Annotated in this window: 7 protein-coding genes and 1 pseudogene; 3 read left to right on the top strand and 5 right to left on the bottom strand. The window is 58.4% G+C overall.

What is annotated here, in order from left to right:
- Positions 1-215: 215 nt before the first annotated feature.
- The gene (locus tag QDY28_RS22240; protein ID WP_331383787.1) at positions 216-2,453 is read left to right on the top strand and encodes a putative bifunctional diguanylate cyclase/phosphodiesterase; all 2,238 of its coding nucleotides are present in this window, start codon (positions 216-218) and stop codon (positions 2,451-2,453) included.
- Here the strand turns inward: QDY28_RS22240 and QDY28_RS22245 are convergent.
- A complete protein-coding gene (locus QDY28_RS22245) occupies positions 2,450-2,695 on the bottom strand; it encodes a hypothetical protein (RefSeq protein ID WP_331383788.1) in 246 nt (81 codons plus the stop codon). The genes QDY28_RS22240 and QDY28_RS22245 overlap by 4 nt on opposite strands.
- Before the next feature lie 1,071 nt (positions 2,696-3,766).
- On the opposite strand from QDY28_RS22245, the gene QDY28_RS22250 reads away from it, so the two are divergent.
- Together QDY28_RS22250 and QDY28_RS22255 are read left to right on the top strand one after the other, a co-directional pair.
- Positions 3,767-4,021 carry a type II toxin-antitoxin system ParD family antitoxin gene (locus QDY28_RS22250; protein WP_331383789.1) on the top strand — a complete coding sequence of 85 codons (255 nt, stop codon included), beginning with the start codon at positions 3,767-3,769 and terminating at the stop codon, positions 4,019-4,021.
- Positions 4,021-4,311 (top strand): type II toxin-antitoxin system RelE/ParE family toxin, encoded by a 291-nt coding sequence (locus QDY28_RS22255; protein ID WP_331383790.1) that lies wholly within the window; start codon positions 4,021-4,023, stop codon positions 4,309-4,311. Before QDY28_RS22250 ends, QDY28_RS22255 begins: the two co-directional genes overlap by 1 nt.
- A 1,060-nt stretch (positions 4,312-5,371) precedes the next feature.
- Here the strand turns inward: QDY28_RS22255 and QDY28_RS22260 are convergent.
- From QDY28_RS22260 to QDY28_RS22275, 4 genes and pseudogenes are all read right to left on the bottom strand, one after another.
- On the bottom strand, positions 5,372-7,078 hold the full coding sequence (locus tag QDY28_RS22260) for an adenylate/guanylate cyclase domain-containing protein (RefSeq protein WP_331383791.1): 1,707 nt from the start codon (positions 7,076-7,078) through the stop codon (positions 5,372-5,374).
- Positions 7,079-7,536: 458 nt separating this feature from the next.
- A pseudogene (locus QDY28_RS22265) lies at positions 7,537-8,729 on the bottom strand (IS91 family transposase).
- Positions 8,730-8,732: 3 nt separating this feature from the next.
- Positions 8,733-9,641 carry a tyrosine-type recombinase/integrase gene (locus QDY28_RS22270; protein ID WP_331383792.1) on the bottom strand — a complete coding sequence of 303 codons (909 nt, stop codon included), beginning with the start codon at positions 9,639-9,641 and terminating at the stop codon, positions 8,733-8,735.
- Positions 9,642-10,261: 620 nt separating this feature from the next.
- A complete protein-coding gene (locus QDY28_RS22275; RefSeq protein WP_331383795.1) occupies positions 10,262-11,302 on the bottom strand; it encodes an IS110 family transposase in 1,041 nt (346 codons plus the stop codon).
- Positions 11,303-11,681 lie beyond the last annotated feature (379 nt).

The following is an 11,681-nucleotide window of genomic DNA, read 5'->3' on the forward strand; positions in this document are numbered from 1 at the left end:
GCCTTGGAGCGTAACTCCCGCTATCGAACCTGGGACGAAAGCTTGTCCTCGACTATGCAACAAACATCAATCATCCTACCTCAGCCTGCCGGGGCGGTGACCGCTCATTAATCAACTTTGGGAGCTCAGTAGACTAAATAAAATACTCCTCGCGACGACGCGTCGTGGTACCCATGTCTTCACGGGCCGACCAGCCGTTCTCAACCAGGTGCTGCGTGGCCGTCGATATGCGGGACAACCGTTGCGTGGAACGGCGAATGCGCTGCTGTTTTGACTCAATTATTGGCACAATCGTCGGTCCGGATTCGGTCCCGGTAAGAGAGTCTTCAAGCTGTCTGGATTACAGGTGTGTTCCGTCGTCCAATAGCCCAGGATTCAAGCGTCCGCCAATGATGACCGTCGTAAGCTGCATCGTAAACGAACATAGTCTGCCCCTGGTCTTCATCGCGGCGCTGATCTGCATCTTCGGTTCGGCAATTACTCTGAGGCTGCTGCATCGTGCAGCACTCGCCACAGGGCGACAGAAGCAGGGCTGGCAATTCCTTGCGGCGGTCGCTGGCGGGGGCGGGGTGTGGACAACCCACTTCGTCGCCATGCTGGCATACGAGCCGCCTGCACCCGCGTCATTCGACCCTGTGTTGACTTTGATGTCGCTCGTGATCGCGATGATTGGCCTTTTTGTCGCATTCGCGATCAGTGGGATGGGATTGATGCGGACGTCCCCGCTGCTCGGTGGTGCCGTTGCGGGTCTTTCATACTCAGCCATGCACTACACCGGAATGTTTGCCTATCACGTCGTGGGGCTGGTCGAATGGCGGTTCGGCTATATCGTCGCTTCGATTTTGCTGACGGTCCTTTGCTCGGGCGTCGCAGTGGCCCTGATCTCACGTTCGCCGCTGAAAGGGCAACGCTTCTGGCTCGCTGTAGCTCTCATGGTTTCAGGCATTGTGAGCCTGCATTTTACCGCAATGGCTGCCTATCGTGTCACGCCGCTGAACGAGGGTATTGCTGCGGTCGACAAAGCGGCCATTCTCGCTCTCGCCCTCGCGATCGCCATTGTCGCATTGATCATAGTCGGTGCAGGGCTTGCAAGCTACCTGATCGACACTAGCGTCCGAGCGGACTCGCAGGAACAGCTGCGATATATGGCGGCTCACGATGCCCTGACCGGCCTTCCGAACCGCGTCACCTTCGAGAAACACATAGGCGCACTCTTGGATGAAGCCCAGGGAACCGATCGCAGGTTCGCCGTTATCGGCATTGACCTCAACCGCTTCAAGGAAATTAACGATACGCTGGGACACAGCGCAGGCGATGAAGCGCTTCGCATCCTATCACGTCGAATGAGCCAATGTCTTGGAGAAGGCGAGTTTGTGGCGCGCTTGGGTGGCGATGAGTTTGCCGCGGTGAAGAGATGTGGCACCACGAGGGACATATCTGCCTTCGCCGGACGCCTTGCTGAGATTTTCAAGCGGCCCGTTCGCCTTGGCGGCATGGAGATGCGAGTAGGTGCAAGCATGGGCGCGGCGGTTTGGCCAGAGGATGCCCAGGACCTCGATGAGCTGGTTAACAATGCTGACCTCGCCATGTATCACGCCAAACATGCTTCGCTCGAGGCCTTGTCCTTCTATGACGCGAGCATTGGGTCGGGGGTGCGCAAGCGCAGACAACTCGCCGAAGCGTTGCGCCACGCCTTAGAAAACGGTGAGCTTGACGTTCACTATCAGGTGCAGATGTCTCTTTCGACAAGCGAAGTCCATGGCTACGAAGCTCTGTTGCGCTGGACCCATCCGCAGAGCGGACCTGTTTCGCCGGCCGAATTCATTCCCATTGCGGAGGAGAACGGACTGATTGGGACGCTCGGCGCCTGGGTCCTCCGCCGGGCCTGTGCCGATGCCGCCAGGTGGAATCCACGCTGCCGCGTGGCAGTCAACGTTTCCGCTGTCCAGTTCATGGATACCAATCTGCCGCGTCTCGTGCACGAGGTGCTGTTAGAAACGGGGCTGCCTCCGCATCGGCTGGAGCTGGAGCTTACCGAAACTGCGTTGATCAAGGACAAGGTACGCTCACTTCACATCATTCGGCAGATCAAAGCTCTCGGGGTGGGGTTGGCTCTTGACGACTTCGGAAGCAGCTATTCCTCGCTCGAAACGCTGCGGTCGTTTCCTTTCGACAAGATCAAACTCGACAAAGCATTTGTGGAGGGAATTGAACAGGATCCGCAATCCAAGGCCATCGTGAGGGCTGTCGTGGCCCTCGGCAAGAGCCTAGACATTCCCGTTTTGGCAGAGGGCATAGAGACAGACGAGCAGATGTCGGCGTTGCGCATCGAAGGATGCGACGAAGGGCAAGGCTATTTCCTGGGCAGACCATCGCCAATTAACGATCTGGAGCGCAATAGCGACGCGGAATGGAGTCGCACGAGCAATTCGCCTACGACCAAGGCGCGTTAAGGCACAGGAAGGGTAGGGCATTTCGCGATCGGCTGTTTCGCGAATTGGCTGGTGAGGCGTGCCCCTTCAATACGTGTGGAGGAACCGACACTTTCGGTCGTGGCAACACGCCGGAGGCTGGACAGCCGCTCAGGCGCGATCCGGCCGATCGCACGCCAAGCACTTTTGATTTCGTCGATTGCGGCGAGCAGCGACAGGATTTCGGGCGTGATCCGGACGGTCGCCGTGTTCAGGAATTCCATTTTCCCATCCATTCCCATCCAATTCGCGAGACACCCTCCTGCACTATTAATCCATTCGTTTCCATCCAATTTCTACGAGATAGTTTGTCAGATCTGTCAGTTGATAGCGCGCTAGATGACTGGCCAGTCTTCACTCGAACGATCCAGACTTTTGCAGCGAGAAGAGAAGATGTACGAGGACGACAGCTATATGCGAACCGGTCCCTCTATGTCATTGGCCAGGCACTGGCGGCCGAAAACGAGTACTGGGATTTCCAAGCCTCTGACGTCTTAAGAGTTCGGCTGAGATCGACTCGAAACAACAGCGCGGTCGTAAGTTCGACCCGCTCAAGAGCGAAGTATGAACGACTGCAGGCAAAGGTATTTCAGGGTTATCGGGCAAACTTAGCCATAAGAAGAAACAAGCTGTGCCACCTGAGATCGCATCCAACGATTGGCCGGATCGTTGTCGCTTGCGAGAGACCAGACCATCGAAATCGGGCTCACCGCTAAATCCAGAGGGACTTCTGCCATTGCCAGGCCAGACCGATAGCTTCGCCGTTCCATCCGCGCTCTCGAGACCAATTCCGTCGCCGTTGTCCGGCGTCTGAACTGTTTTGAAGTCTGCCGGAAGTCGGTCACGTACCCGAAGCGGCCGTTTTCGAACAGTTTGAAGTCCGCGGCGACAAGCGACGTGGCGAATACACATGCAGCGAAGATTATGGAGAAGCAATACATGGCAGCCCTCTGATGTGTCTCGCGTCAGAGGAAGTCACGAACACCGATCGGAGAATTTTACAGTCGATATGGCTGATTCGATCCCCCGCAGCTTCGCATCTCTTCAAGAGCTATGGCCCTCGTGTCTTTCATTGCTACCTCTGTTCAGCGCCACTAAACTCGGAGCTCTGAAGTTCAAATTGGACCGCGATGGCTCGGTTGAAAGTCGGCGTTCTTTATTACGAGGAGCGATTTCGTCTGGTGAGGGAGAGGTGGATAGACATTGAGATTACGGTGAGCCGCATGCTGAACGCCGAGAGTAATTTGACAAAGTTTGCCAAGGTCGGCTAATCTGCTCGCATTATGGAGACCCGAATGGCTACGATGAACGTATCTCTTCCGGACCCGATGAAAGATTGGGTCGAGGCGCAAGCAAAGACTGGGCGATATTCCAATGCCAGCGATTATGTGCGCGACTTGATTCGCAGGGATCAAATTCGCAGTGACAAGATTGCTGCCATGCAGCGTTTTGTTGATGACGGTCTTAAAAGCGGTGTTGGCGGCCGATCGAAGGACGAACTCTTTGCTGCGGCAGTCGCGCAGGCGGAAACAACACGCGGCAGCAGGTAATGGGTTTCAGCCTTTCAGTCGAATCGGAAGGGGACATCATAGCGATCGCCCAACAAGGCGTACGAATGTTCGGATCTGCGGAGGCTAGGCGATATCATGACGAGCTGTTTGCCACACTTGATCTGATTGCCGCTAATCCGCGAATGGCACGTGAGCGAGAAGAGATTTCGCCACCAGTAAGAATTCATCCGTTCAAGTCCCATCTTATTACCTACCGGATCGAGGAGAATGGAGTTTTCGTCATCCGAATACGTCATGGACATGAAGACTGGGCCGGCGATCTTGTTTAGTTTCGCCAAGTTGACGAATAGGTCTGGTTTTGTGAGAGGCGTTAGGACCCGGCTATGACGCGAGTTAGATCATCTGAGCCTTCTTCCATTAATGGTATCTTGGCCCTTTGTCTTCGGAACCGAAAATTCTATTCCCATTGAGAACTCAGTTGGAAAATAGGTCGCTATGAAATTCGCTAGTCTGTTACGAGCGCATCAACCGTACATGCGGCCTGAAGCAGAACTCATCAGTGGGTCAAATTGCGACAGAAAGATACCCTGTCGCAAGTGTTCCGTGCTGGAGATGATCCAATAGTCTCCGCGTCTATGCGGACCGTTGCTTCAGGTGTTGAGCGAGTACGACCATCGTCGATGGAAACTTGATCTCTACATCATTTGCGGCTTTGAACATCGCCCGAATGAACAAAGTCGGAGGAGGGTGGAGATCCTGGGGGATTTTTTAGCACCTCAGTGCAAATCGACAATATAGGGCACCACGCGATTTTCGTCGTTCATTGATACAGAAAGCTGATGGCCAGAAAATTGCACCAATGTCGCCAGGAGGCGGGCATCCTCAGCACGCAATTTTTCTTATTCGCCTGAGCCAGAATGATCGCCCCTTTGTTAGTTGCTCTCGAGCTGCAGGTTTGAGCGCCGCGCAAATGCTTTGATTTGAAACTCAGCAGTTCGATTCCCATCAAGAGCAAGACTATAGCAGCTTTGCGCCTCTCTTTTTCGGCCGTTGACACATACCTTGCACCTGCCGGAAGCAGACCTTGTTTAGTTTCAAGATAACGGCATCTTTGCGCCGCCGATAGCGGAAGTAAGCCTCCACGCCTTCATGTCTCGGCGAAGCTGCTTGAATGTTTTGGCAAAGCATCCTGTCTTCATTCTGGACTACGGGCTCTCGCCACCATGATGCAAGGCGGCCCAGCGGAGGAGTCATGGGAGGCCCGGGCCGGTTGACGCCTTTTGTGGAGCGTCCGAAGAAGCTGGGCACTGCGGTCCAGACCTCCGTTCTTGCGCAGCGCATTTCCGTTGACCGAGTCCTCGAACGCCTCCGGGTTGTCCCCACCCGATATCACATCTCCGGCAGGCCAGCCTTTTGGAAACCGTCGACAAAGTGGTCTCGTACAGATGCATCGCGCAGCGGCTGGGAGCTGAGCCAATGGCGGATTGTGAAATGAGGGTGGGCGATCAGGAACAATTCTGCTTCCCGCCGCGCCTCCTCTCGGCGGCCCAACTGCGCAAGCGTAGCAGCCAGGAATTTGCGTGAGTTGGTACGATACGTCTCTTCCCTGCGGAGTGTAGCGGTTGCGGCCACATAGTCACGCGCGGCGTATTGCGCCTGCCCAAGATGACAAAGATACCAGCAGGTTGGACGGGGATTGAGCCGCAGAGCTTTATCAATCTGTGCTAATCCGTCGGCAACCCTGCCGTCCAGCACGGAAATGTCCGACATGGCGGCCCAGGTGTCGGCGTGGTTGGGGTCCAGCTCCAGCGCCTTGGCGAAGGCGGCCTCCGATTCCTCCCATCGCCGCTCATAAGCCAAAATGGTCCCCAAAATGTAACGGCAGCCGGCATCGTTGGGATCTAGGTCGACCGCCTTCTGCGCGGACGTCGCCGCCATCCGACGGTTGGGATCTTCGGGCTCGCCGAAATGAGTCCAGGCCAACCAACGGTTGTAGGCGAGCAGACCAAGCGCCTCGGCATATGAGGGCTCGAGCTTAACCGCGCGTTGGAGCAGCATATAGGCCTCACGCCCGGTTTGCGGCGACTCTTCCGTCAGGAGGCGGGCGCGCACACACAGGTCGTACGCTTCAAAGTTCTTTGGCCGATTGCGCTGCGGCGGACTGGTCAGCCGGCCGACGAGGGCTTCAACAATCTTTGCGTTAACCTCGTCCTGTAATTCGAAAACATCTTCCACCGTCCTGTCGAACCTCTCGGCCCACAAGTGCCGGCCGCCAAGCGCGTCGACCAATTGGGCATTAATGCGGACCCGGCCCATTGCGCGTCTGGCGCTCCCCTCCAGGACGTAGCGGACGCCGAGTTCCTGGGCGACCAGCCGTACGTCGACCGGCCTGCCCTTGTAGCCGTACACGGAATTGCGCGCGATGACGAACAGGCCAGCCGTACGGGAAAGGTCGGTGATCAGGTCTTCAGTCAAGCCGTCGACGAAAGGCGCGTCCGCTTCATCCCCACTCATATTCGTGAACGGCAATACAGCGATCGAGGGACATTCGGGCAGCGGCAATATGCTCTGCAGTGCATCCGGCCAATGCCACACGTGGACTGGGCGAGTCAGGTTCTTTAGGTAGCGTTCGCCTGCATCAAAGAACCGGTCGCCGATCTTGCCGATGATCTCGCCGTGAACGCTGGCTGAAATGCAGATACCTCCTGGCGCGGCCTGCGTCTCGAGGCGCGCCGCGACATTGACTCCGTCGCCGAGGACGTCTGAACCGTCGTCAATGACATCTCCCAGATTGACGCCTACCCGTAAAACCAGGCGCCGGTCTCCGGAAGCCTCAACAGCAGTGGTGGCTCGTTGAATTTCCAACGCTGCTGCGACCGCGTCCACCGCGCTACCAAATTCGATCAAGAAGCCGTCGCCCATGACCTTGAAGATGCGACCGTTGTGACGCCTCACAGCCGGCTCGATAACGCCAGAACGGAGATTCCTGAGGTTCGCCAGCGTTGCGATTTCATCTGCCTCCATCAGGCGTGAATATCCCACTACATCGGCAACTACGATGGCGGCAAGGCGACGCTGAAGAGGTTGATCCGTCATGTGAGGACAAGCCTAACAACCGAATTAGCAAGTTATTGTTCAACCGCCGGTAAGTCGACAACCGTTGTGAGTTTACCATCATGTCGGATTGCGTCAAACAATGAGGATTTGAACGACCGCTTCATAAGAATCGAGAACAAAAGCAGCCAGTCCTCTGTCGTGAAGAGTTTCGGGCGCCGGCGGGCGTACGAAAGTCCCCGAGGAAGGAACCCGCGGGCCACAGGGCGAAGGCTATGGAGATTTCGGATTTCGGCTGATGTCGGCGATGGCTGGCGCGTTGCCGGGAGGTAACAGGTTGGATGCGGACGGGCCGCCTCGATGCGCTTGCGCGCGGTGTTGTCGACTCGGCACACGGCTGGTTGTGGGTCTGTCGGCGTCGATGATCACCATGGGCACGCGTGGATCCGTTGCCGGAGTTTGAGCGCCTGCGGCTTGGGGTTGAAGCATGTCATGCCGGGTCATGGGACGGTCTCCCGGTTCGCTTTCGAAGTGTCCGGGGGGCCACGAGGCTGCCTCCGCCGTTCGAACACCTCGATGACGACCATGCGTCCGCCGCAGCAGGGGCATCTCGGGCTGAAGTCCTCCGGCTTTTTCGAGGTGCCGTCATCGGGCGGCGCGACGACGTTTAGCAGTTCGCGCGCAAGCAGGAGGCTGGCCTTGCAGGCGGAGCCGGCGAGCAATCCGTAGTGCCGGATACGGTGGAAGCCTCGCGGCAGGACATGGAGCAGGAAGCGGCGGATAAACTCGTCAGCGCCGAGCGTCATGAGCTGCTGCCGGTCGGCGCCGGCGCGGCGATAATCCTTGTAGTGGAAGGTGATGCCGCTCGCGTCGAAGGCGATCAGGCGGCTGTTGGAGATCGCGACTCGGTGGGTGTATCGCGACAGGTAAGCGAGCACTGCTTCCGGCCCGGCGAAGGGCGCCTTCGCGTAGACCACCCAGTGCTTCTTCCGGACCGGCGCCAGATGACGCAGGAAGGCGCGTCGCTCGGCGAGGTGCGCCATCGATCCGAAGAAGGTAAGCCGGTTCACCTCGTACAGCGCGAGCAGCCGGGTGAGGAACAATCGACGGAACAGCTTGCCGAGCACACGCACCGGAAGCAGGAATGCCGGCCGCGACGATATCCAGTGGCTTGCGTCGAGTGCAATACCGCCGCCCGGCACGATCATGTGCACGTGGGGATGGTGGGTCATCGCCGAGCCCCAGGTGTGAAGCACGGCGGTGATACCAATCCTGGCTCCGAGGTGCCTAGGATCCGCCGCGATCGTCAGCATCGTCTCCGACGCTGCCTTAAACAGCAGGTCGTAGACGAGCGCCTTATTCTGAAAGGCAATGTCGGCAACCTCGGTGGGCAACGTAAATACAACGTGGAAGTATTCGACCGGCAAGAGGTCGGCCTCACGCTTGGCGAGCCATGTCCGCGCTGCCACGCCCTGGCACTTGGGACAGTGGCGGTTACGGCAGGAGTTGTAGGCGACGCGCCAGTGGCCGCAGTCCTCGCAGGCTTCGACATGACCGCCAAGGGCAGCAGTGCGGCAGTTCTCGATCGCCGACATCACCTTGAGCTGGGCGAGGCTCAGTTGGCCGGCATGGCGGCCCGATAGGCGGGTCCCGCGGCACGGAAGATGTCGGCGACCTCGATCGAGGCGCGCACGGCTCAGCCGTCGGGCGAGTTCTCTCCCGGCTTGAACAGCCCGAGCTTGTCGAACGGGCTCGTGACCGTGCGCACTGTCCGGGTCGCGACCTTGGTGTAGAAGGCGGTGCTGTTCAGCTTGGCGTGCCCGAGCAGGACCTGGATGATCCGGATATCGGTGCCGTCCTCCAGCAGGTGTGTCGCGAAGCTGTGACGCAGCGTGTGCGGCCCGACCCGCTTGGCGATGTCGGCGGCCTGCGCCGCCTCGACGACGATACGATAGAGCTGCCGCGTGCTAATCGGCTTCATCGCGTGCTGCCCTGGGAACAACCAGCCGTCGCGGTGCATCACGCCCTGCTGACGTCCGACCTTCCACCACTCACGCAGAAGCGTGAGCAGGTCCGGCGACAGCATGGCATTGCGATAGCGCCCGCCCTTGCCGCGCTCGACGCGCAACAGCATGCGCTCGCTGTCGATGTCGGCGACCTTCAGCATCGACACCTCGGCGACCCGCAGGCCTGCGCCATAGGCGACCGCGAGCGCGACTTGGTGTTTGAGGCAGGTGGTGGCGTTGAGGAGGCGCGCGACCTCGTCGCGACTGAGCACCACGGGCAGCTTGCGCGGATGCGCCAGACGAACCAGCTTGCGGGCCAGGTCCGGCCGGTCGACCGTATGGGTAAAGAAGAAGCGCAGCGCCGACACAATGCTGTTCATGGTCGGCACGGGAACGCCATCCTCCTGCTGCTCGATCTGGAACCGCCGCAGGTCGTCGGCGGTCGCCGTGTCTGGTGAACGCCCGAGGAATGTCGCCAAGCGTCCGATGTCACGGAGATAGTTGCGCTGCGTTTCCCGCGAGAAACGCCGCATGTTCATGTCATCGATTAGCCGCTTGCGCAGCGGGCTGATCGGTGCATCGAGAACGGGATGGGTCATGGTCAGGCTCCTTGTTGAAGAAGCCCGCCATGCTCTGCCTCAGCCAAACCACGCTCAATGCACACGCGACGACCGGCCTGTGCCCTCTACCTCAAACGCGGGCGCCCTCCCGCGCAGCGGGTTCGTTCTCCGGCTCCCAAATCGGTCATCCCAAAGCCGATGTCGCCCTGAAGAATTTAGGACGGATATCTATTTGTACCAACAGCGTCGTCGGTTCTAATCCCTTCACATCAGGTCTTTTGTCAATTGTTCATTCGAGTGGCATCAAATTTCTCCTTGGTGAGCGGATCCGCGGTCTGAGCCCATAGCAACTACCGGCCCGGTTCTCGGGCCTATACAACCTCATATGTGGAACGGCCCGCGGTGCAAGAGGCTTCGCAGTTGACTTCACCCACGAGGACGGTGCGTTCATATGTACGGCCTGTGAGGGCGGTGCATGACCGCTGGCCTCGATGAGATCCGCGAAACGAGGAGCTGAATCACATCGACGCACTATGGAGTGCACTGAGGTTGGCGGCTTCGCTCGTCCCGGAATTTCGTCCCATGGCTTCATCGTTTGCTGTTGCACCTTGCATCTGTCGGCCGACGCCGGTCAGATCAGTTATAGGTCCTGATGTTCTTCAGATTGCCGCTACCTCTGGGGATGGTTCCGGAGGATTGTAGAAACCGCCCTTATTCAAGAGTGCCCAGGTGATCCGAGCCATTTTATTGGCCAACGCGACAGCAGCCACTTTGAATGGACGTCTGGCAAGCAGCGCCTTTAACCAAGGTCGTGCCTTTTCATCGTTCCGGGCAATCCGCAGAACGGCTGTCGCTCCGAGGACCAGGAGAACACGGAGTTCGGGATTCCCCATTTTCGAGATTCTACCCAATCGCTCTTTGCCTCCGCTCGAATGAGGCCTGGGGGTCAGTCCCACCCAAGCGGCGAAGTGCCGCCCGGATTTGAACCCGCCAGGATCCGGAACCAAGGCTTTGATCGTCGCTGCGGTTACGGCACCAACCCCGGGGATCGTTGTCAGTCGACGCATGCTCTCATCGCGCTTCGATTCCGTAACGATTGCGCGCTCAAGCACGCCGATCTGAATGGCCAAGGCGTCGATCTGATCGACAATAGCTGTGAGGGCGAATCTTGCCGCTGTGGGTAGTCGGGTATCTTCAGCGTCCCGAACGACGGTCATCAGTGCCGCTACGTTGGGAAGGCCACCGGCCGCGATGATGCCCAGTTCGGCCAGATGTGCTCGTAGGGCATTAACCGATTGCGTTCTCTGTTGCACCAGAAGAGCACGGGTCTTCAGGACCATCGCATGCGCTTGCTGCTCGGCGGTCTTGATGGGGACGAAGCGCATGGTCTTGCGGATCACCGCTTCGCTGATGGCTTCCGCATCGGCCGCGTCCGTCTTGCCGCGCTTGACGAAAGGTTTGACGTAAGCCGGCGGAATGAGACGCACATCATGACCAAGTTGAGCAATCTCCCGCGCCCAATGGTGCGCGCCACCACATGCCTCCATGCCAACCAGGCACGGTGGGAGTCGTTCGAAGAAGCGCAGCACGTCGGTGCGCCGCAGTTTCCGATTGAACAGGGCCGAACCTTCATTGTCGGCGCCGTGAACTTGGAAGACATGTTTGGCCAAATCCAGCCCGATTGTGCTAACTTGCTTCATGGAACGGTCCCTCCTTTGTGGCGTTCGAGCAACGACCACGTTTTAGCACTAGATGCTGTCGGAGCGGGCCGTTCCACCTCACATCCGGTCGCCGCTCTCAGCGGCTGCACCATTTTCCCGCATTCGACGGGCACGGGCTCAGGAGAACGGGACCAAACTCAAGATCGGCGTTTAAAGGCCAAAAGGATTCCCGGTCCGTCCACCTGGATCCGTCAGGACTGATCAGGTCCTGAGGATTCGAATTTTCGGTTCACAGACACTTCCGGCTTCAAGCGGTTTTCATGATTGCACCTTCTATCACGACACCGGAGCTCACATACTTCCAGAGAGCCACGAGCAGCTTACGCGCGAGCGCCACGATCATCGGCGTCTTTAAGCG

Origin of the sequence: Rhizobium sp. BR 362 (assembly GCF_036528765.1) — a bacterium.
Classification (GTDB): Bacteria; Pseudomonadota; Alphaproteobacteria; order Rhizobiales; family Rhizobiaceae; genus Rhizobium.